The sequence below is a fragment of the Synergistaceae bacterium genome, from assembly GCA_017450125.1.
Lineage (GTDB): Bacteria > Synergistota > Synergistia > Synergistales > Aminobacteriaceae > JAFUXM01.
In genome coordinates this window covers 39,332-61,079 of sequence record JAFSWZ010000028.1, presented here as the reverse complement: position 1 = coordinate 61,079, position 21,748 = coordinate 39,332, and the positions used below count along the sequence as shown (strand labels likewise).

Annotated in this window: 22 protein-coding genes; 18 read left to right on the top strand and 4 right to left on the bottom strand. The window is 54.5% G+C overall.

Going from position 1 to position 21,748, the window contains the following annotated elements:
- Nucleotides 1–2: 2 nt before the first annotated feature.
- Nucleotides 3–1,361: an argininosuccinate lyase gene (gene argH / locus IJT02_06305; GenBank protein ID MBQ7544540.1), complete on the top strand. Its 1,359-nt coding sequence runs from the start codon at nucleotides 3–5 to the stop codon at nucleotides 1,359–1,361.
- A 52-nt stretch (nucleotides 1,362–1,413) separates the two neighbouring features.
- Here argH and IJT02_06300 read toward each other — a convergent pair whose 3' ends face one another.
- Nucleotides 1,414–1,911 carry a peptidylprolyl isomerase gene (locus IJT02_06300; protein ID MBQ7544539.1) on the bottom strand — a complete coding sequence of 166 codons (498 nt, stop codon included), beginning with the start codon at nucleotides 1,909–1,911 and terminating at the stop codon, nucleotides 1,414–1,416.
- A 433-nt stretch (nucleotides 1,912–2,344) separates the two neighbouring features.
- On the opposite strand from IJT02_06300, the gene IJT02_06295 reads away from it, so the two are divergent.
- The 3 genes from IJT02_06295 to IJT02_06285 are packed head-to-tail and all read left to right on the top strand — an operon-like array spanning nucleotide 2,345 to nucleotide 4,193.
- Entirely contained in the window at nucleotides 2,345–2,620 is a 276-nt protein-coding gene (locus IJT02_06295; protein MBQ7544538.1) for a hypothetical protein, read from the top strand.
- Nucleotides 2,620–3,156 (top strand): CPBP family intramembrane metalloprotease, encoded by a 537-nt coding sequence (locus IJT02_06290; protein MBQ7544537.1) that lies wholly within the window; start codon nucleotides 2,620–2,622, stop codon nucleotides 3,154–3,156. Before IJT02_06295 ends, IJT02_06290 begins: the two co-directional genes overlap by 1 nt.
- Nucleotides 3,153–4,193, top strand: a complete 1,041-nt coding sequence (locus tag IJT02_06285) for a hypothetical protein (protein ID MBQ7544536.1) — start codon at nucleotides 3,153–3,155, stop codon at nucleotides 4,191–4,193. Before IJT02_06290 ends, IJT02_06285 begins: the two co-directional genes overlap by 4 nt.
- Here IJT02_06285 and IJT02_06280 read toward each other — a convergent pair.
- Complete coding sequence (locus IJT02_06280; protein ID MBQ7544535.1) at nucleotides 4,173–4,538, bottom strand: hypothetical protein; 366 nt, start codon at nucleotides 4,536–4,538, stop codon at nucleotides 4,173–4,175. The two genes, IJT02_06285 and IJT02_06280, sit on opposite strands and share 21 nt — an antisense overlap.
- Entirely contained in the window at nucleotides 4,456–4,896 is a 441-nt protein-coding gene (locus IJT02_06275) for a hypothetical protein (protein MBQ7544534.1), read from the bottom strand. The genes IJT02_06280 and IJT02_06275 overlap by 83 nt, the downstream gene beginning before the upstream one ends.
- A 115-nt stretch (nucleotides 4,897–5,011) precedes the next feature.
- Between IJT02_06275 and IJT02_06270 the strand changes: the two genes are divergently transcribed.
- Genes IJT02_06270 through rlmD form a run of 3 tightly spaced genes read left to right on the top strand, consistent with a single transcriptional unit; the run spans nucleotide 5,012 to nucleotide 8,023 of the window.
- Nucleotides 5,012–5,956: a hypothetical protein gene (locus IJT02_06270; protein MBQ7544533.1), complete on the top strand. Its 945-nt coding sequence runs from the start codon at nucleotides 5,012–5,014 to the stop codon at nucleotides 5,954–5,956.
- A complete protein-coding gene (gene lptB / locus IJT02_06265; protein MBQ7544532.1) occupies nucleotides 5,953–6,672 on the top strand; it encodes an LPS export ABC transporter ATP-binding protein in 720 nt (239 codons plus the stop codon). Before IJT02_06270 ends, lptB begins: the two co-directional genes overlap by 4 nt.
- Nucleotides 6,578–8,023, top strand: a complete 1,446-nt coding sequence (rlmD, locus tag IJT02_06260) for a 23S rRNA (uracil(1939)-C(5))-methyltransferase RlmD (GenBank protein MBQ7544531.1) — start codon at nucleotides 6,578–6,580, stop codon at nucleotides 8,021–8,023. Before lptB ends, rlmD begins: the two co-directional genes overlap by 95 nt.
- Before the next feature lie 43 nt (nucleotides 8,024–8,066).
- Here the strand turns inward: rlmD and IJT02_06255 are convergent, their stop codons facing one another.
- Complete coding sequence (locus tag IJT02_06255; GenBank protein MBQ7544530.1) at nucleotides 8,067–9,806, bottom strand: DUF262 domain-containing protein; 1,740 nt, start codon at nucleotides 9,804–9,806, stop codon at nucleotides 8,067–8,069.
- A 65-nt stretch (nucleotides 9,807–9,871) separates the two neighbouring features.
- Between IJT02_06255 and IJT02_06250 the strand changes: the two genes are divergently transcribed.
- The 11 genes from IJT02_06250 (at nucleotide 9,872) to plsX (ending at nucleotide 21,737) form a co-directional block, all read left to right on the top strand.
- A complete protein-coding gene (locus tag IJT02_06250) occupies nucleotides 9,872–10,975 on the top strand; it encodes an aminopeptidase P family protein (GenBank protein ID MBQ7544529.1) in 1,104 nt (367 codons plus the stop codon).
- Nucleotides 10,976–11,020: 45 nt separating this feature from the next.
- Nucleotides 11,021–12,541 (top strand): lysine--tRNA ligase, encoded by a 1,521-nt coding sequence (gene lysS / locus IJT02_06245; protein ID MBQ7544528.1) that lies wholly within the window; start codon nucleotides 11,021–11,023, stop codon nucleotides 12,539–12,541.
- A gap of 1 nt (nucleotide 12,542) precedes the next feature.
- A complete protein-coding gene (gene ligA / locus IJT02_06240; GenBank protein ID MBQ7544527.1) occupies nucleotides 12,543–14,513 on the top strand; it encodes an NAD-dependent DNA ligase LigA in 1,971 nt (656 codons plus the stop codon).
- Nucleotides 14,510–15,280: an exodeoxyribonuclease III gene (xth, locus tag IJT02_06235; GenBank protein ID MBQ7544526.1), complete on the top strand. Its 771-nt coding sequence runs from the start codon at nucleotides 14,510–14,512 to the stop codon at nucleotides 15,278–15,280. Before ligA ends, xth begins: the two co-directional genes overlap by 4 nt.
- Before the next feature lie 146 nt (nucleotides 15,281–15,426).
- Complete coding sequence (gene dhaL / locus IJT02_06230; protein MBQ7544525.1) at nucleotides 15,427–16,047, top strand: dihydroxyacetone kinase subunit L; 621 nt, start codon at nucleotides 15,427–15,429, stop codon at nucleotides 16,045–16,047.
- A gap of 6 nt (nucleotides 16,048–16,053) precedes the next feature.
- Nucleotides 16,054–16,449, top strand: coding sequence for a PTS-dependent dihydroxyacetone kinase phosphotransferase subunit DhaM (gene dhaM, locus IJT02_06225; protein MBQ7544524.1), 396 nt, complete (start codon nucleotides 16,054–16,056; stop codon nucleotides 16,447–16,449).
- A gap of 12 nt (nucleotides 16,450–16,461) precedes the next feature.
- Entirely contained in the window at nucleotides 16,462–17,457 is a 996-nt protein-coding gene (gene dhaK / locus IJT02_06220) for a dihydroxyacetone kinase subunit DhaK (protein MBQ7544523.1), read from the top strand.
- 12 nt (nucleotides 17,458–17,469) lie between these two features.
- Complete coding sequence (locus tag IJT02_06215) at nucleotides 17,470–19,290, top strand: FAD-dependent oxidoreductase (GenBank protein MBQ7544522.1); 1,821 nt, start codon at nucleotides 17,470–17,472, stop codon at nucleotides 19,288–19,290.
- 15 nt (nucleotides 19,291–19,305) lie between these two features.
- Entirely contained in the window at nucleotides 19,306–20,064 is a 759-nt protein-coding gene (locus IJT02_06210) for a glucose 1-dehydrogenase (GenBank protein MBQ7544521.1), read from the top strand.
- Between the two features lie 119 nt (nucleotides 20,065–20,183).
- Complete coding sequence (gene fapR, locus IJT02_06205) at nucleotides 20,184–20,735, top strand: transcription factor FapR (GenBank protein MBQ7544520.1); 552 nt, start codon at nucleotides 20,184–20,186, stop codon at nucleotides 20,733–20,735.
- A gap of 27 nt (nucleotides 20,736–20,762) precedes the next feature.
- Nucleotides 20,763–21,737 carry a phosphate acyltransferase PlsX gene (plsX, locus tag IJT02_06200; protein MBQ7544519.1) on the top strand — a complete coding sequence of 325 codons (975 nt, stop codon included), beginning with the start codon at nucleotides 20,763–20,765 and terminating at the stop codon, nucleotides 21,735–21,737.
- Nucleotides 21,738–21,748: the final 11 nt, after the last annotated feature.

Genomic DNA, 21,748 nt, shown 5'->3' with positions numbered 1-21,748 from the left:
AGATGTGGCACGGAAGGTTCAAGCACGACACGGCAAAAATAGTTCAGGACTTCACGCAGTCTCTGGACATAGATTGGCGGATGTATGACGCGGACATAACGGGCAGCATAGCCCACGCCGAAATGCTCGGCAAAACAGGACTCCTCACTCAGGACGAAGCCGCAAAGATAATCGCTGGCCTTGAACGTGTACGCACGGAGATTCAGGAGGGGAAGTTCACGCCCTCAGAGCAGCTCGAGGACGTACACATGAACATTGAGGCGCGCTTAACGGAGATTGAGCCTCTCGGGGCAAAACTTCACACAGCACGTTCGCGGAACGACCAGGTAGCCACAACAACGCGGATCTACCTCCGCACGCGTCTTCAGAGTCTCAGGGAGAACTTGGCCGCACTCCTTGACGTTCTTGCGGACAACGCACAGCGGCACTTGAACGTGATAGTACCGGGTTACACGCACATGCAGCAGGCACAGCCCATCTCGATGGGACATTACTGGCTCGCGTGGTACGAGGCATTTTCGCGGGACATGGAGCGTCTGAACTTCGCGCTCTTGTCGCTGGATGAATGCCCGTTAGGTGCGGGGGCACTGGCGGGGTCTACTCTGCCGGTTGACCGTGAAATCACGAGCGGGCTTCTGGGCTTCGCGCATCCCACACGCAACAGCCTCGAGTCTGTGGCTTCGCGTGATTACATGATGGACTATCACCACTTTGCGGGAACGTTCATGATTCACATCTCGCGGCTCTGCACTGACCTCATAACGTGGAACACGCAGGAGTTCGGGTTTGTGGTACTGCCTGATGAGTTCTGCACCGGCTCAAGCATGATGCCCCAGAAGAAGAACCCTGACGTTCTGGAACTTGCGCGCGGAAAGACCGGCCAAGTCATAGGACACATGATAGACCTGATGATTAACCTTAAAGGCCTGCCGATGACATACAACAGAGACCTTCAGGAGGACAAGCGCGGTCTGTGGGAATCGCTCGATACAGTTGAAGCTGTCGTGCAGATAATGAGTGAACTGCTCGCGAAGGTTGAGGTTGACGAGGCGAAAGCACTTGAGGGCTTCGGGAAAGGTTATTCACTTGCGACGGACATCGCAGAATGGCTCGTGATGAAGGGTATTCCGTTCCGCGAGGCACATGCAATTGTTGGGCGGCTTGTGGGATGGTGCATCGACAACGATTTGTCGTTCAGCGAACTTACTCCCGAGCAGTGGAAGGGACACGTGCCGAACTTCGACGAGAGCCTGACTGCGATTCTTACCCCGCGAGAGAGCGTGAGGAGAAGGAACGTTTACGGCGGGACGGGCTTTGAGCAAGTAGAGCGGCAGATACGAGAAGCAAGGGATAAGGGATAAGGGGTTAGGGGTTAGGAGTAATATTTTCCTAGCCCCTGTGATTTCCTAGTAACTAGAAGCGTTCAACCTTGTAGACTTTCTCGAGCTCCTTCGACCTGTCCGTAAGTACCTGTTGCGTCTTCTGGTCTCTCAGGTCCTGCAGGATTCTCGGCTTCACCTGCTCAAACGGTGCGGGCGATTCAGGAATATGCTCCTCCAGCTTGATGATGTGCCACCCGAACTGCGTCTTCACCGGCTCGGACACTTCGCCCGGAGTCTTCAGCGCAAACGCAGCTTCCTCGAACTCCTTGACCATCACGCCCTTCGGAAACTCTCCGAGATCTCCGCCGTTCTGTGCACTGCCCGGGTCAATCGAGTACTCCTTAGCCACCGCGTCAAACGATGTCCCCGCCTTCAGTGCCTCCTGAACTTTCGCGAGAGTCTCATCATCGCTCACCAGAATATGCCGCGCGTGAACCCTCTCTCCCTGCGTGAACAGCTGAAGGTTGTCGTCGTAGAACTTCCGTGCCTCGTCGTCGCTCACAGTCAGACCGTCAATCGTCTTCCTCATCGCCGCCTGCGCAAGCATCGCCCTCCTAGCCGCCGCAAGTTGTGCCTGGAACGCCGGAGTCTCGTCCAGCTTCTGTGCCTCTGCGTCGAGCGCGTAAAGCCTCATCGAGATTACGTCGTCAACGATCATCTTTTTGCCCTGCTCCGTAGCGTAGAGCATCATTGCCTGCTGTCCGAACGGCTGGATGAACTCGAGCACTTCCTCTTCCGTGATGTCATCGCTTCCGACGCGCGCGAGAACCTTCGGCGATTCATCAGCATACGCGCTGAACGACAGCACTGCCACAAGAACAAGAGCTGTGATGAATTTTCGGGTCATGAATAACTTTCCTCCTGAATGCGTGAGATTTTGTACCCGCAAAGTTTAGCACATATCGATTATTGCCGTATAATAATCGCAAATTCACCTATTCACAATTCGGAGTTGATTCATTTTGCGCATCATAAACACTCAGGTTGTACTTGGCCTCGCTGTCTGGATTCTAGGGTTCGCCTTCATGGTAATGGGCTGGCTCGTGGATCAGCTGTTCGAGAAGTGGGGAAAGATACCCTCTAAGATTCTCTACAAGACGGGAGCATTCATCGTCGCCGTGCCGGTAATCATCATGCTGTGGAAAGTCTCTGCACTGCTCTACGTCAACAGATTCCAGATTTCCAGCTACATAAACAGCGGCTTTCAGTTCCTGCAGGACGCAGTGAAAGTGCTGTAATGGGGATAATCATCGGGCTTGCTGTCGCTACGTTCATGCTCTACTTCCCTTACGAGTGGTGCAAGAGGCGAGGGGAAGATGAGCGTGATTACGGCCTGAAGTGGTTCATGACGCGGGAGTCATGGCGTGATGTCGTTGTTGCCATCGCGATAACTCTCATCCCTCTGACGATAATCTCTCTGTACCTGTGGCCGTACGAATGGGGCGGAAGAGGCTTGAAGCATCCGTCATTGTGGACTGCGCTGGATCAGCTCGGCGGAGGAGTAGCGGCGGCGTTCATCGAGGAGACGTTCTATCGCGGGTGGATGCAGACGCTGCTGACAAGGAAGCTCGGGGTCGTATTGGGCGTGCTGATTGCTACGGGAGCTTTCGCGCTGAGTCATCTTGTCGTGCTGACTGGATGGCTGAGGGTTGCGACGTTCTTTCCGGGACTCGTTATGGCGGTGCTGAGAATCAGGGGAGGCTCGGTTATGCCGTCAATAATCTATCACGCGCTCTGCAACGTCTGGGCTGTGTGGTTAGCTCCCGTGCCATGAAGAAGCTCGTCATCACATCACTCTTTCTGCTGTGGGCTTCGTGTGCGTACGCTGAAGGAGTCCTCGAACTGCGAATCCCCTGCGTAGTCGGCGGACAGGTTACGGCAATCCTACCGCACTCCCAGCCCGTTGCGTTGGGACAAGTTCTCGGAGTTCCGGCCAAGACCAATTACCCCGCATACACCGCCAGCAAGTGGGCGACACCGTCGACAGTCTGTGCCTCTGCCGTGAACGCAATACACATTCTCGTGAACGTTGAGGACGGACGCGGACGCATCATCAGCCTCACGCCCGCAATCACCACAGCCCCAGCCGCGACAGGCGGAGCATTCTTCACGCTCGGAATGGACGCAGGGACGGGAGTCTTCGGAGGTTTTGCGCCTCTGACTGGTTCGAGGGTTACGGTTGAACATGAGGGCAGAGAATCGCCGCTGGAGGACGTGCCGGAAGAAGGCGATGTGCTCATCATCAGAAGTCCTCTTCCCGAAAACCCTACGGTGTACATGGTGGATTTCGAGAACCGTCCGGGCGGGAGGGTAATCGTTTACGGCTCTGGCGGTGCGCGGGTAATCGCACGAGTGGTTCACCGTGTCGGAGGAGTCGGGAGGTTCGGAGGGACGGCGTATCAGGAAGTAGGGAGGATTCGTGCGTCGCATTCAGGGGTGATTGACGTGTCGACATCGAAGCGCGGAGAAGTCGGGGGGATTCAGATTATGCCGCTGAAACATGCCCTGACTTCTCACGAAATGATCAACGCGTGGCAGCTCACGCAGTGGATGATAATCGCGCCTCTTCCGGGACAGCCTGACCTCGAAGGGACTCCTCCGCTGTTCAAGAATGCACTTGTGCCCGGACCTCAGCTTGGGGACAGGCTGCCGGACTTGTGGAGTCAGTACGGACGCAGGCCCTTAGTGCTGTGCAGGCGGGACGGCGGAGACTGGGAGAGACTCCCTGATGCTGCAGGGAAAGTTGATGATGCACTTAGGGATGTTACGCACATCAGGATTTACTTCCCGCTATGGACGGTGGAGGAGTGATTTCAGCCACGCAGTGATTCTCTCGCCCAGAAGCTGCCTTACGCGCCACTTGAACCTTATCCACCGTTTTTGGGCGGGCGTGTGCCATGAGCCGGAGAAGTGGTGAATGGTGTGCGTGTTGCCTGTAAGCTCGATCTTGAGGGTAAGGTAGCTCTTTGGGCAGAAGTAATCTTTCGGGTAAATCGTGAAGCCTCTGACTGTCTGCAGTGTGTTGTTCGGGGTGAAGCCGTAACGAGAAAAGTAGCTCGTGATTAGGGTTACGTTAGTAGTGAGGTCTAGTCCCCCCCCCCCGTCGGTAGAAATGCCTAGTGTGATAGTCCGCCAGCATCTCCGCGAACGGCGCAAACCCCTTCTCGCAGGCCATGATGCCGGTGGGAATCGCCTTCTCGCTCTCGAAGCCCGAAAACGCCTCGTGAACCAGAAACTCGTCGAGTGGCTTTATCACCTCAACATCTGTGTCCATATACACGCCGCCGTTGTCAACTAACACCTTCAGCCGCGCATAGTCGCTCACGAATGCCCACTTCTTGGCCTCGTAGGCCTCTCTCACGTAATCGCAGCAATTCACGTTGAAATTGCTCTCGTCCCAGCGGACTATCTCATAATCGGGACAGAACTTCTCCCAGCTCGCGAGGCACTTCTGCGCAAGTTCGGGCAGAGGTTTTCCGCCAAACCAGCAGTAGTGTATAACCTTAGGTATCACTGCATACATCTCCTTATCGCAAAATTTGTGTTGCTTATTGTAGGGGCTGGCACAGAAAATAGCAATTTTGTAGTAATATTACAGCCATCCATTACAGACAATTGAGGACGTGTTCATGAAGAGATTACTATTGCCCGTGATTATACTGCTTTGCGCGTGTTCGCTGTGTGCGGCCGAAGACCAGCTGCCCGACACTGCGACTCTGTCCGCGAACAGAATGCGCTTCGATGCACAGACAGGAGATTTTCTCGCCGACGGCAACGTCATAATCACTGCCGGAGATCTGACCGTGAAAGCTCCTGCAGGTTCAGGGAATGTAGACCGCCGCGAGATAAACTTTGAGCAGGGCATAACAGCTTCCGGCAAGTGGATGGGAGACCCTGTAGACATCAAGGCCGGAAGGTTGCTGCTGTCGTTCGCGGACGTACCGACCTGCAAGTTTCAGGGAGGAGTCAGGGGCGGAATAGGCACGATGAGGCTCGATGCTGACCGTCTTACGATTACCGGCGCGGGCGGAATAACTGACACTACACCTGAGGACAAGCAGACTAAGTTCTGGCTGACGAAGGCACGGAATCTCGAGGACACTTCACGGGGGCTGTCGTTCGGAGCAGACTCCGTAGAAGGGGTAATCAGAGGAGGAGACCTCTACGACCTCACGGCCAAGAAAAGCGTGTGGCTCAAAGGCAAACCGAAAGCGAAGGGGGATGCAGTTTCCCTCAAAGGAGATAACGCGCTATACTCCCTCGAACGCGGAAGTGTCGTAGTCAGCGGGCATGTTGTTGCGGTTCAGGGCGGAAGGACTCTGCGGTCGGACTCTATCGTCTACTTCCCCGACCAGAACAGAGTCGAGGCACTCGGAGGGCTTACCAGAAGGACGGAAAACGGAGGAGTCAGCGCAGACAGGGCGGAAATCACGATAGACCTCTCGCGCGAACGCAGGAAGGATTCTTCCGGGCAGCAGCAGACGATTCAGATTCCGACAGAGCCCAAGAAGGAAGAACAGCCCGCAAAGAAGTCGGCATCCCCGAAGAAGTCAGGAAGGACAAAGAAGAAGTGAGCGGCCTCACAGCAGCTGACCTCCGCAAGAGTTATTCAGGCCGTCTTGTTGTCGGAGGAGTCAGCATCAGCGTCAACCCCGGCGAAGTTGTCGGACTTCTCGGCCCGAACGGCGCGGGAAAAACTACGTCGTTCTACATGATCGTGGGGCTGATACGTCCTGATTCGGGGACAGTAACGATTGACGGCGAAGAGATTACCCACCTGCCAATCTACGCGCGGGCACGCAAAGGCATCGGCTACCTCCCGCAGGAAGCATCCGTATTCAGGAATCTTACTGTGCGCGAGAACATCAATCTTGTGTGGGAAGAGACCGGCAAACGCAAGCAGGCCAAGACTCTCACCGACGAACTTCTTGAACAGTTCAAGATTACGCACATTGCCGAGACGAAGGGCTACGCACTCTCCGGCGGCGAAAGAAGGCGCGTAGAGATTGCGCGGGCACTGACGATGAAACCGAAGTTCATTCTGCTTGACGAACCTTTCAGCGGAATTGACCCGATAGCTGTCGCGGACATCCAGAGCATGATTCACGAGCTTAAGGCGAAAGGCTACGGCGTGCTGATAACTGACCACAACGTCAGGGAAACGCTCTCAATCACGGACAGGACGTACCTTATTCATGATGGAAAGATATTCCTTGCGGGTTCGCCCGAAGAAGTTGCGGGCAATGAACTGGCCAAGAAATTCTATCTCGGAGAACATTTCGAGTTTTAAGGAGTGCATAGACATAGATAACACGAGCGGAACGATAACGCTGGAAGTTTCAGGACTCTCCAGCGACGGAGCAGGAATATCCCGCACGAACAGAGGGATAGTGTTTGTTCAGGGAGCATTGCCCGGCGAGACGGTGAGGGCAGCAGTTGTGTCGAGGAAGAAGGATTTTGCCATAGCCGACACTGTCGAAGTTCTCACGCCTTCTGCGGGAAGGGTGAAGCCTAAGTGCAAGTATTTCGGCAGGTGCGGGGGCTGCCAGCTTCAGCACGCGGATTACGGAACGCAGCTCACCTTGAAGGCAGGAATCGTCCGGGACGCAATGACACGGCTCGGAGGCTTCACGGTCGGAGCAGTCGAGTGCGAGGCTTCTCCTGAAGAGTGGGGTTACAGGAACAAGGCTGCGTTTCCCGTCCAGAACATCAGGGGGAAAATCTGTACCGGCTTCTACCGCGCAGGAACTCACCGGCTGGAGTTCATCCGGCAGTGTCCCGTGAACGCAAAGCGGCTCAACGAGATGTACGGCAAGATTCTCGACGGCCTCGAGGCTAGCCGTTACCCCTTCGACGGCTACGACGAGCGCACCGGCATGGGCAAGCTCCGGCACATCATCGCGCGGACTGGAATTAACACGGGCGAGTCTCTGCTGTCGTTCGTCATCAACGGCAAGCTGTCGGCCAAGAGCGTGAAGGCTCTCGCGTCTCTGGGCAGCATGGCGCGTCCGAGCACCCTCACGATGAACCACAACTCCAAGCCCGGCAACGTTATTCTTGGCACATACACCGAGAACCTGACAGGCTCGGGGTTAATCTCGGAGATTCTGGGGAAGTACCGTCTTGGGTTCGACACAGCGTCGTTCTTTCAGGTGAACACCGGGCAGGCGGAGAGGCTGTTCACGTACGCATCAGCGCAGGTTCACGGTTCAAGAAACATCCTCGAACTCTACAGCGGGACGGGCTCAATGACGTGCTATCTGGCGGAGAACGCCGAGAGTGTAGTTAGCGTTGAGGAGTGGCGCGGGGCAGTGAGGATGGCTTCACGGAACCTTCAGGCTAACGGTTTCACGAACGTTGAGACGCTGTGCGGGAGGTCTGAGGACGTTATCGGGGACTTGCAGGGCACGTATGATGCGATTGTGCTTGACCCTCCGCGCGACGGGTGCAACAGGGCGGTTCTCGACGCGGTGAACAGGCTAGGCGCGAAGAGGATAGTTTACGTTTCGTGCAACCCTGCGACGCTGGCTAGAGACTGCAAGATTCTTGTGGGTTACGGTTATATGCCGGAGAGCTTGAGGGCGTTCGACATGTTCCCGCAGACGGCACACGTTGAGAGCGTTGCTGTAATGACGAAGTAAGGTATCAGGGAGTCCGAATAATTGACTCCCCGCTTTTCATAGCTTATTCAGCTGTCGGCTTGCCCATAGCTTTCTCAATCAGCTTGAGAAGACTGCGCATTCTGGCAGCAAAAAATGCTTCGAAGTCATCAGCCATGAACGCATCATAGTCAATCAGGTTAGTTCCTAAACGTTCCCGAAGTTCTGCTCTGTCTATGGAGGCTTTCTTCATGATCTTGGCAGCGTAGACGCTGGGAGCTGCACCGCCTATCATCCTGTTCGAGGCAGCAAGAAGCGGAGTCTTGTTTATGACCGAGTTATATTCTTCTCTAGGTATGCCCCTATCCTCACAGTATGCTCTTGGGAAAATATGATGAATGTCCGGCTCGTCCTCCATGCTCTTCACGACATTCATGCCTGTACCGCTGACGATATCCTTGCATCCTGCACAGTACAGCAGAGCCATCACACCTTTATAGGCCGCGCTCTGTCTGGTTCTGAGAGTCAGAAGCCTCTCCGGCTGAAAGAATGCGGCGTTGACTGTACGGTTCTGGCTCGGCCTGCCGCGAATTAAATCGAGCACGTCCTCAACATCATTCACATAATTTGTGTCGCTGTAATCTTCACCGAATATTCCGCACCAAAACCAGTTCTCCATAATCTTTGCTGCCTCTGGAGTGTTGAACGTATGCGTATCAATAACAGCACATATAACCGAGAGCGGGATAACTTGAGCGGGATACGGGAGGTCTCTAAGACGAAACACGCCGTGATTGAACAGAAATTTTCTTGCCATTTCGTAGCCTTTAAGCAATGCATCCCTGCTGCGCTTGTAGTCCTCAAGTTCCAGTAACAGGATGTCTTTTCTCTTGCATGCGGTGGCTTCGCTGCTAGTGTAAGTGGAGTATAGGGTTACTGCTGTCATGAACGATACTTCATCCACGCCGTCTAGAATGTCCGTGTTTTTCCCGCGAATCAACTTCTTGCATCTTTCCCAGTCAGCTCTTAGATTGAACTCTTTAGCCGCAAACGAGGCAGTGAGCAGCTCGAATACTGTTAGAATTATTCCGCCGGTATTTATGTACTCGAAGACTTTGCAGACAGCTTCTGGCGTGGCTTCCTCAATCCTGATCACAGGGAGCTTGTAGCTGGTCATGGGGTCTATCACTTCTTCGATGAAGCGGTTGTATTTCTCGATAAATTCTTCTGAGTAATGGTGATACTTCTTGTAGCCGTCTCCCCATTTGACTTGTCCTTTGCTGTTGAAGGCCAAGCTCAGCGGGAACATCTCATGCTCATACTCGAGTTCGCTTGTTGACAAATCAAGCTGTACGTCCCTGTTGAAATTAGTTTTGAGCTTGCGGTCTTTCGGAACAGAAAATATTGCCTCAACGCGGTCATCGTCAGCTGCAAGCCACTTGTTTATGTTGATGTAATAGTATCGTCCTGTGTCTTTGCCGTCGTCTTCCTGAAGGACTGTCGGATTGCCCGAATATGCCGCACAGTATACTGATGTAAGCCTCTGCTGTCCGTCAAGTATCAGGTAGTCAAGAGATTGCCCCTTACGTTCTGCGCCGTTGAGCGGACGATGTCCGAATTTCAGTGCAGAAGAATCGTGCCTCATAAGCGTTATTACTCCCATAGGGTAACCCTGCGAGATGCTGGCAATGAGTTTGCGTATTCTCAAGTCATCCCATACCCAACCTCTCTGAAACTCCGGGAGCTGTATTTTGCCTTCGTGAATATCATGCAGGAGTTCCGTTAGTACTTCGTCATGTGATGACTGTTTTATTGCTGTTGCCATAGTTGAATCTCTCCGTGTATATGCGAAAGTGTTAGTATTATAAGCATGAAAGGAGCAAACAGCAAATGAACACTGACATCATAACATCCCGCACCGACAAACTCCGCGCCTTAATGTCCGCCCAAAACCTCGACGCATTCGTCCTGCTCGTCGAAGAGCGCGCGAACTCCGAGAGCTGCCACTACATTTCGGGCTTCAGGGGCTCTTCCGCCGCACTGATCATCACCCCTTCCGCCTCTACCCTAATCACCGACGGACGCTACACGACGCAGGCCAAGTCCCAGACACCTTTCACCGTCATCATACAGTCAGAACTCTCGCTGCCAGCCTTCATCGCTAAGGCGGTGAGTGAATCAGACTTTGTGCGCGTCGGCTTTGAGGCGGAGAAAATCTCTCACGCTACATTCACGAAGCACTTTGCACCAGCAAAAGCAGAATGGCTCGACGCGTCGGACATGATACCCTCTCTCAGGCGTACTAAGGATGCTCACGAGGTGGAACTTATCCGCCGGGCAGGACGCATAGGACGTGATGCACTCGGAGCAGTTATGAGGGAAACTCACGCGGGAATGACAGAAGCAGAGTTCGGCTCGAAGCTGATGCAGGAGATCAAGCGTAGGGGTGCGGAGAAGGGCTGGGCACATGATGATTTCATCGTTGCTTCAGGAACACGCTCGGCAATGTGCCACGCTCTGGCAACCGAGAAACAATTTGCGGAGGGCGAGACTGTTACGGTGGATTACGGCGCGATGGTTGAAGGCTACATGAGCGACATTACCCGCAACTTCGCGATCGGACGGATAGACGACAAAGCACGTGAGATTAACGCGGTTCTTCTTCGTGCGCACAGAGAGGCTGCTTCTGCCCTCAGGCCCGGAATAGCTGGGAAGGACGTTGACGCTGTTGCGCGGAAAGTTATTGCTGATGCAGGTTACGGAGAAAATTTCGTGCACGGTCTCGGGCACGGCTTGGGGCTCGAAGTTCACGAAGCTCCGAGACTCTCGAAGACCTCGAAGGATGTCCTCAAGGCCGGCGACGTTGTTACCATTGAGCCGGGAATCTACATTGAGGGCTGGGGAGGACTCCGAATCGAGGACGACTACCTTATCACAGAGGACGGGGCTGAATGCCTGACAGTAAGAGATAACCAAAGCATAGAATACGTGTAAAATATACATCACACATTAACTTGCAAAAAGGAGCGCTAACTTTTTATGCCAGAAGAAATTTTGCAGAGCGACTTCTCCTCAGAAGACAGCGAAATAGTCCGCCAGCGCAAGGACAAACTCCTTCGTCTCCGCAGTGAAGAAGGTTACGACCCCTACGTCAACGAGACATGGGACAGGCAGGACACCCTCGAGTCCATCCGCGAGCGTTTCGAGCACCTCCAGCCTGAAGAGGAAGTCCCAGATGTTACCGTGCGGACGGCAGGGCGCGTAATGACTATCCGCCGTCAGGGCAAAGCTACCTTCGCTGACTTGGCCGACGAGACATCGAGGATGCAGCTCTACTTCCAGCTGAACAACGTCGGCGAGAAAGAATATGACTTCCTCAAGAAGTGGGTAGATTCCGGCGACTGGATCGGCGTTGTCGGCCACCCCTGCAGGACAAAGCGCGGAGAACTCACCGTAATGGTTACCGAGTACCGCCTCCTCAGCAAGGCAATCCGTCCCCTCCCCGAAAAGTGGCACGGCCTCACTGACACAGAGATACGTTACCGCAAGAGGTACATGGATCTCATCGCCAACCCCGAAGTTCGCGAGGTCTTCCGCAAACGCTCAAAGATTATCTCGTCGTTCAGAGAGACGCTGGAGTCTCACGGCACGCTTGAGGTTGAGACACCGATACTCTCAGTGCTCGCGGGAGGAGCAAACGCACGCCCCTTCAAGACGTTCCACAATGCGCTGAGCGTCGACATGTACATGAGGATAGCCGTAGAACTGTACCTGAAGAGGTTAGTTGTCGGAATGATGGGCAGAGTTTACGAGATAGGCCGCAACTTCAGGAATGAAGGCATCGACACAATGCACAACCCTGAGTTCACGATGATGGAGGTCTACTGGCCTTACGCAAACTACGTCGACATGATGAACCTCGCCGAAGAACTCATACGCAACGCCGCGAAAGCTATCGGCACACTCGACATTGAGTGGAACGGCACGAAGCTCGACCTCTCCAAACCCTTCAAGAGGATAACGATGCGCGAAGCAGTGAAGGAGTTTGCTGGTGTGGACTTCGACGCAATAACCAGCGATGAAGAGGCAAGAGCTATCGCTAGGGAGAAGGGGCTCGGAGGAGAGATGACCGGGCACGAGAGCAAATTTGCCGTGCTTAACCTTATGTTCGAGGCATTCGGTGAAGAGAAGCTCATAGAGCCCACGTTCCTGCTCGGACACCCGACGGAAATTTCTCCGCTGTCAAAGAGAGACCCCGAGAACCCCGATTACACTCACCGCTTCGAGCTGTTCATGTTCGGCAAGGAAGTAGCTAACGCATTCAGCGAGCTCAATGACCCGTTAGACCAGCGCGAGAGGTTTGAGGATCAGGCGCGCAAGAAGGCAGAGGGCGACGATGAAGCTCACGTGTTCGACGAGGACTTCATCAACGCGATTGAGGCGGGACTTCCACCGACGGGCGGAATGGGCATCGGCATGGACAGAATCGTGATGTTCCTGACCGGCGCAAGGTCAATCCGCGACGTTATTCTTTTCCCTGCAATGAAGCCCAAAGCATAACATGAATATCTTTGAAGCCCGCATGAATGACCTCTACGCACTGATAGAGCATCATGCGGAGCTCTATTACGACCGCGACGCTCCCGAAATTCCCGACTCCGAATATGACGCTCTTGTGCGTGAACTTTCCGGCCTCGAGCACGATTACCCGCAGTTCATGCGCAAGGACTTCCTCACGCACAGGGCAGGCGGACACGTCAGCACGCTCTTTTCCCCCGTGAAACACGACACGCCGATGCTCTCGCTGGACAACGTTTTTGCTCCTGAAGAGCTGGCGGGGTTCTTCTCGAGGGTAAGCCCCTCACTCACAGGTTTTGTGTGCGAGATGAAGATTGACGGGCTGGCGGTGTCGCTGGTGTACGAGGACGGGGAGTTTGTTCGCGGCGCAACCAGAGGCGACGGGACTACAGGCGAGGATGTTACGGAGAACCTGCGGGTGATTGAGGCAGTCCCAAAGACGCTCAAGGATGCTCCGGCGGGACGTGTTGAGGTTCGCGGAGAAGTCTTCATGTCGCGTGAACGTTTCAGCGCAATAAATTCACGAACGGACAAGCCTTTTGCGAATCCACGCAACGCCGCCGCAGGAACTCTCCGCCAGAAGAACGCTCAGGTCGTCGCTGAACGCGGGCTCGACTTGTTCCTGTACTACCTCGTTGACGCAGAAAGGCTCGGAGTTACGCGGCAGAGCACGGCTCTCGAATGGATGTCTGCTCACGGCCTGCCGGTTCAGGAAGCCTTCAGGTACTGCAAGAACATGGAGGAGGTTAAAGCGTTCGTAGAAGAGTGGCATGAGAAGCGGCACTCTCTGGGCTACATCACCGACGGAGTTGTGGTGAAGCTCGATGATCTCACAGCTTGGCCGGAAATCGGCGCAACGTCTCACGCTCCGCGCTGGGCTGTGGCGTACAAGTACCCGCCGGAAGAAGCCAGAACGCGCGTCCTCAGCATCACTGTTTCCGTCGGCCGGACAGGAGTGCTAACGCCTGTAGCCGTGCTCGAGCCCGTCAGGGTTGCGGGAACGATGGTTCAGCGGGCGACGCTACACAATGCCGACGAGATAGCGCGCAAAGATATTCGCGTCGGAGATGTCGTTACGGTGAGAAAGGCGGCAGAGATAATCCCCGAAGTCGTGAGTGTTGATGTTGCCACAAGAACAGGAGGGGAACAGCCTTTCACGATGCCTTCACGGTGTCCGGCATGCGGCTCGGAAGTCATACGGCTTCAGGGAGAAGCTGCCAGCAGATGCCCTAACCGTTCGTCGTGCCCTGCACAGCTCAAGGAAGCACTGATCTACTTTGCTTCGCGCGACGCAATGAACATCAAGGGGCTCGGCAAGGTCTTGGCCGACAAGCTCATTGACTCGGGGAAAGTTAGGTGCTTAAGCGACATTTATACCTTAACGCAGGAAGACTGGATGTCGTTCGACAAGATAGGCACGAAGTCAGCAGAGAACATCCTCGCACAGCTCGAGGCCTCAAAGTCCCGCCCTCTGGTGAATCTTGTTACGGCACTCGGGATTCCCGGCACTGGCAAGAACACAGCCTCACTCCTCGTTGAACACTTCGGGACTCTCGACGCTCTGATGAACGCCTCGCAGGAAGAGATAGCCTGCGTTGAGGGTGTCGGGCCGGTGATTGCTGAGGCAGTGTATGACTTCTTCAGGAACAGCGGCAACATCAAGGTGATAGAGGATTTCCGCGCGATGGGCTTCACGATGGAGAGCGAAAGTCCGGCCAAGAGGAACGTTCTCACGGGAAAAATTTTCGTGTTCACTGGTACGTTGTCGTCAATGACGCGCGAGGAAGCAGGAGAACGCGTGAAGGCACTCGGCGGGAAGGTCTCGGGGAGCGTGAGCAGGAAGACTAGCTGTGTTATTGCGGGGGAAGATACGGGCTCGAAGCTGAAGAAAGCAGAGGAGCTCGGGATAATGATTCTGAGTGAGCAGGAATTTCTGGAGATGATTACGGCATGAAGATAGCGACGTTCAACGTAAATTCTGTGCGTGCACGGCTTGATGCACTTGCGCAGTGGCTGCCTGAGGAACATCCTGACTTCCTCTTCTTGCAGGAGACGAAAACTCAGGACAGCTCATTTCCGGCGGCTGAACTCTCAGTGCTGGGCTATAGGAGCTTCTTTCGCGGCGAGAAGGCGTATAACGGCGTGGCAGTGCTGGTGAGGGACGGTATTGATGATGCGGATGTGTCGTTCGGCTTTGGGGACGGTGAATACACGACGCGGGTTCTGACGCTTCGTCGTGGAGGCTTGACGGTGCTGAACACGTACGTTCCGCAGGGGAAGGAGGTTGCTTCGCCGAGCTACACGGAGAAGAAGGAGTTTCTTGCGCGCGTGAAGGAAATTGTTTCGCGGGAGAAGGAGGGAATGTTCCTGTGGCTTGGGGACATGAACGTAGCTCCTGAACCACTCGACGTAACTCACCCCGAGACGAAGAAGAACCACGTGTGCTTCACGGAGGAGATTCGGCGGGTCTTCCGTAACACAAAGGAGGGACTGATTGACCTTCTGCGGAAGTTCAGCCCGTCGGAGAGGGTATACACGTTCTACGACTACAGGGTGAAGGACGCTGTCTCGCGGGGAATAGGCTGGAGGATAGACCATATGCTGGCCAGTGAGAGACTCGCGGAACTTGCCGTGAGTTGTTCGCCGGACGTTAGGCTGAGAACGTGGGAGAGGCCGTCGGATCACGTGCCGTTGATTGCTGAGTTCAGGTTACATTCATGAGAGCTGGCAGACACTCCGGGCTGTCAGGCCGGTAGCCGCTCTAACATTCGGGGCAACTTCCCTAAAAATCAACCTTGCCACACAAGATTTTTGCTGTAACATTTCATCTATACCCACAAAACTTTTTCAAACAGGAGGAATCACAATTGCCCGGCAGGGTTTATCAGTGCTTATCCAAAATAGGAGATAGCATCATCACGAATAAGGACTTCCTCACAGAATTGGATCGTGAAATCGGCGATTCAGATCACGGCATCAACATGGCGCGCGGCTTTCACGCAGTGCTCGAGAAAGCTGACCCCGAAGCCAGCGACATCGGAGCAACCCTCAAGAAGGCAGGAATGACCCTGCTCTCGACCGTCGGCGGAGCGTCAGGCCCTCTCTACGGGACTGCGTACATGGAGGCCGGAAAAGTTCTCGCGGGCAAAACGGAGCTTACACCCGAAGACCTCAAAGCTGCACTTGAGGCGGCAATTGCTGGCATCCAGAAAAGGGGTAAGGCTGTGCGCGGAGAAAAGACCATGCTTGATGCTCTCATCCCCGCAAGCGAAACATACGCACAGAAGCTCGCTGAAGGTGCTGACATCGTGAGTGCTCTCGACGCGGCGTGTGCGTCTGCCCGTGAAGGAGTCGAGTACACCAAGACCATCATTGCCACGAAGGGACGTGCGAGCTATCTCGGCGAACGCAGTATAGGCCATCAAGACCCCGGCGCAACATCAGCAACGCTGACCCTCGAAGCAATACGCGATTTTCTCAGGGGGTAAAGCATCATGGTCGGAATAGTCATTGTGTCGCACAGCTGGAAGATTGCGGAGGGAGTCGCTGACTTGGCCAGAGAGATGGCGCAGAATTTTACTGGTTTGGTGTCGGCTGGGGGGCTGTCGGACGGCTCGATAGGCACAGACGCTCAGCGAATCGCGGACGCAATCCTTGAAGCTGACTCGGGCGATGGTGTAGTGATTCTCGCGGACATAGGCAGCTCAATCATGAGCTCTGAGACGGCAATAGAGCTCCTCGAGGACGACGGAGAGAACATTCAGGCAGTAATTGCGGACGCACCGCTTGTTGAAGGGTGTATCTGCGCAGTGGTAGAGGCGGCAGGAGGCGGAACGCTGGACTCTGTTCTGAAGGCGGCAGAGGAAGCGCGCGAAGCCAATAAACTTTAAGGAGGAATTATCGTGAAGAAGTTAATCAACGGTGTGGACGGAATCGTCAGCGAAATGCTCGACGGAATGGTCGCGGCTTTCCCGCAGTACGTGAAGAGGCTCGAGAGCTTCGATGTTTTAGTGAGGGCGGCCGGGCCAAGTCCGAAAGTCGCTCTGGTCTCTGGCGGAGGAAGCGGTCATGAACCCTCGCACGGCGGCTATGTCGGGAAAGGTATGCTCGACGGTGCAGTAGCGGGAGCAGTGTTCACCTCGCCGACTCCCGATCAGGTCTTCGAGGCAATCAAGGCAGTAAACGGCGGAAAAGGTGTCCTTCTCGTCATCAAGAACTACACGGGCGACGTAATGAACTTCGAGATGGCATCGGACATGGCGGAAGATGAAGGTATCGAGGTAGCGCAGGTGATTGTTGCGGATGATGTTGCTGTGCAGAACTCAACGTGGACGACGGGACGCAGGGGCATCGCCGGAACGGTCTTTGTGCACAAGATTGCTGGTGCTGCCGCAGAAGCAGGACTCGCCCTCGCGGATGTGAAGAGAGTAGCGGAAAAGGTCATCGCTAACGTCCGCTCTATGGGTATGGCTGTCAATGCGTGTACAGTCCCCGCCGCCGCAAAACCCAGCTTCGAGCTCAAGGATGACGAGGTAGAAATAGGCATCGGCATTCACGGAGAGCCCGGCACTCACAGGGAGAAGATTTCGCCCGTAAACGACATAGCCGACAAGCTGCTCGAGAAGATTCTTGCTGAGGGAATTTACAGCAAGGGTGATGAAGTCGCCGTTATGGTCAACGGAATGGGCGGAACTCCCTTGATGGAACTGTTCGTCGCAAACAAGCACGTTAGCGATGTTCTTGCGGGCAAGGGTATCAAGGTGTGGAAGACTCTCGTCGGAAACTACATGACCTCTCTCGACATGGAGGGCTTCTCTATCACCCTGCTGAAACTTGACGACGAACTCAAGAAGTATCTTGCTGCTCCTGCAGACACTCCTGCATTCGTGCAGTGCTAGTGAGGTGCAATCATGAAGAAGGTTATTCTTGCGTTATTGGCTGTCGTTATGCTCTCTGTTCCTGCGTGTGCAGAGGTCTATGAAGCCGTCGGCACAGGCAAGGCAGGAGATGTTCACGTGAAAGTTACGATAGAGGGCGGAAAGATTCTCAGCGTTGAGCTCGGCGAACACGGAGAGACTCCGGGCATCTACGAACCCGCCGCCGAGAGAGTCCCTGCCGCAATCGTCGCGAATCAGTCCGTGAACGTTGACGGAGTAAGCGGAGCTACGATGACATCTGACGCGATAAAGGAAGCCGTAACGAAAGCTCTGGTGCTCGCGGGTCTGAACCCTGACGATTACAAGAAGGCCGAAGCCAAAGCAGGAGAAGGCATCGTGAATGAAGACTCCGCAAAAGTCGTAGTAGTCGGCGGAGGAGCTGCAGGAATGATGGCAGCAATAAAGCTCGCGCGCAACGGTGTTGATGTCCTTGTCATCGAGAAGGGTGCGACAATAGGAGTCGCTAACGGCTGGAACTGCGGCGGCCCGATGGCTACTAACACCAGCATTCAGAAGGCGGAAGGCGTAACTGTTACCGACGAGATGCTGTTCAACGACCTCACTGATGATGCGTACCTCACGAGCGACAGCAGATTACTCCGCAGAGTTCTTGCGCGCACGGGCGAGGCAGTAGAGCTCCAGCTCAGCACGGGAATGGAGATGTTCCTGCGCCCGGACAATTACGGAGCAGGTTACCGCTCGCGTCATGGCTACAAGGGACAGAAGGCGGACAGGCCGGGCTTCATCGTTGACGCGTACACCAAAGCAGGAGGACGGCTCATGTGCGAGACCACCGGCGAATCCCTCATCATGGAGAACGGTGAGGTTAAGGGAGTACAGGCGCGCAAGTCCGACGGAAGCACCCTCAACATCAAGGCTGAGGCAGTACTTCTTGCGACTGGCGGCTATCTCGGAAACCAGAGCCTTATCCGCGAGCACTGGGGAGATATTACGGTCAACCCTCTCGGCAACACGTTATCAACCGGCGACGGCCTGAGAATGGGCAAGGAAGCTGGCGGCATGGAGGAAGAGAGCAGCTTTGCGATGATCTCCAACGAGTTCGGCGGCTCGAATAAGAAGGGCGGCGGCTGGCAGAGGTCGAACGGCGCAATGACCATCGGAATTTACGGCGGGCTTCTTGTTGACCCGAACGGTGAGCGTTTCTTCAATGAATACTACATGGCTAATCAGCCTCTCTCTGTCGGAGGAGAAGCTGTCCTTCGCGCAGGGAAGTTCTATGCTGTTGTTGATCAAGCGTTTGTTGATGCAGTGAGCACCGTCGGACTGTTCGAGTACTTAGGGAATCCTGAAGATTGGTACGTCGGAACAATGACGGCTAAAGGCGTTGTGCTTAAGACGTTGCCTGAAGACCTCGCAAAGGCTGTAGCTCAGGGTTGGGCGGTCAAGGCTGACACAATCGAGGAATGCGCAAAGTTCTTCAACATGGACAAGCTCGCCGATACAGTGAAGACCTACAACGCATATTGCGAGGCCGGAAAGGACGAGGAGTACTTCAAGAATCCCACGTTCCTCAAACCCGTAGCTAAAGCACCGTTCTACGTTGTGGAGTACGAGCCCTCAGCGTGGGGAACGCTCGGAGGACTGCGCACGGATTCATCACTTCGTGTTCTGCACAAGGACTTAACGCCGGTGAAGGGACTTTACGCCGCAGGAGTTGATGCGGGGTCTCTGTACTGCCAGCCGTATTATCAGGTTGAGGGCACGGCTGTGGGTCTTGCGTTCGGTTCGGGGATCTACGCTGCCGATGTAATCATGTCGGACCTGGCCAAGTGAATTAAGGAGGACAAGATGGAAGCCCAGTCAAGGAAAACGGTAATCATCACAGGCGGAACAACAGGCATAGGCAAAGCAACTGCTATGAAGTTTGCGGAGAACGGCTATATCGTTGTTGTTACGAGCCGTGATGCGAGGAAAGAAGCCGGCATCAGGAACGAGTTTAAGGCTAAAGGCTTCGACGTAGATTTCAGGGTACTTGATGTTACGAACGAAGAACAAGTACGTGATGTAATCAGGGAAACCGTCGCCAAGTACGGGAAGCTGGATGTTATGGTCAACAACTCGGGAGTCTCATTAGGCAATGCTGTACTTGCGGAGACAGAGTCTGATGATTTCAGGAAGATGCTGGATATTAACGTGATGGGTGTCTATTACGGAATGAAGTACGCCATAATAGAGATGCTCAAGACAGGTGGCGGAGCAATCGTGAACTTAGCCTCCATTGCCGGGCTTAACGGGCTGTACGCTACCGCGCAATACTGCGCTTCAAAACATGCTGTGGTAGGTCTGACTAAGGGAGCAGCCATCGATTACGCACAGCACGGAATACGTGTAAACGCAGTAGCACCCGGAGCCATCAAGACGGATATTCTCCAGAATGCTATCGATGCAGGAACTTATGACGTATCAGGCATAGAGGCGATTCATCCCATGAACAGGCTGGGAAGAGTAGAAGACATAGCCAACGGGATATTTTTCCTTGCCTCCCCTGAAAATGAGTTTCTCACGGGAACTGTTTTAACGATTGACGGCGGATATAACGCCAGGTAATAAGCTACATGCCTGCCCCTTCCCTGATTCGGGGGAAGGGATTTTTTGTGCCTTGACGTAATCACGTTCACACAATATACTTTCACGCATTCCAAATTGTAATGAGGTATTAAGACTAGGTGCTAAACTCCCGGCAATCACGCCACGACAAAATAACAGAGATACTCGCTGACAGCCCGATGATTACGGACAGCGAATTAGCTTCGCGTCTGGGTGTCAGCATCTCGACAGTCAGGCTTGACCGTGCCATGATGGGCATCCCCGAACTCCGCGAACGTCTCCGCACAATGGCACAGAACGCCGTCAGCAAGCTCCAGTCCCTCAGCCCCTCTGAAGTCATCGGCGAACTCCTCGAGCTTGAGCCGGACAAGTGGGCACTGTCTATACTTCGCACCGCTAAAGATATGGCGTTCAGGTTCACGGACATTGTGAGCGACAACTACATCTACTCACAGGCCAGCTCAATAGCTGTTGCCGCGATAAAGGCCGCAGATGCGATCATCGACTCTATGCGCGGAGAGTACAAGGGACATGCGCGCGTCGGGGACATTCTTATTGCGCGGGCAAAAGTAGGCGTGAACCACGAGGGGCGTAAAATCGTCAGCGTAAGGACGCGGGTCGGCGACAAAGAAATTTTCGTAGGAAGATTCATCATAGAAGTCTTGGCATGAGGGGAGGTGAACGACTTGAACAACACAATCACGATTGCCCTTGACGCGATGGGAGGCGACAACGCACCCGCCGAAATCTGCGCCGGAGCACTCGAGGCCTGCAGGAAGTTCGACGACATAGAGATAGTTCTTACGGGCGACACCGAGCGCATCAAGGCCTGCGGATGTTCTCACCCGCGAATACGAATCGAGCACGCATCGGAGATAATTGACCCCGACGAACACCCGGCTAATGCCATCAGGAAGAAGAAGGATTCTTCTCTGCGTGTCGCTATGGAGATGGTGAGACGCGGAGACGCGCAGGGCTGTGTGTCTGCAGGGAGCACGGGCGCGATCGTCGCTGGAGGTGTCCTCGTTGTCGGAAGAATCGACGGCATCGACAGACCCGCGCTCGGAATACCTGTGCCGTCAATCGAGAAACCTTCATTCATGCTCGATGTCGGAGCTACGGTCAGGTGCAAGCCGGAAAACCTGCTGCAGTTCGCCCTAATGGGAAGCGTGTACTCGCGGAAGATTCTCGGTGTCGACAGCCCGGAAGTTAAGCTGCTCTCCAACGGAAGCGAGGACATCAAGGGTGATGATACAGTCCTTGCCGCACGTGAACTCATGGCGAACAAGAACAGCCTCAACTTCGGCGGGTACATCGAGGGCAATGAAGTATTCTTCGGGAAGGCTGATGTTATTGTGTGCGACGGCTTCAACGGCAACATTGCCCTGAAGCTCGGCGAGGGAATGATACACAGCTTGAAGTCTATGCTGACTGACGAAGTCCGCAGGTCATTCATGGCTAAAATGGGAATGGCTTTCCTCTATCCGACCGTTAAGCGACTCCTTGCGCGCTTCAACTACGAGAAATACGGCGGGACTCCTTTGCTCGGAGTTAAAGGAGCAGTCCTCAAAGCACACGGACGCTCGAAGTCTCCCGCGATAGTCAGCGCAATATCCGCCGCCCGAAAGTTCATCGAGGAAGACGGCACAGCACAAATAAACCGAGAAATCTAGAGAGGGTGAAC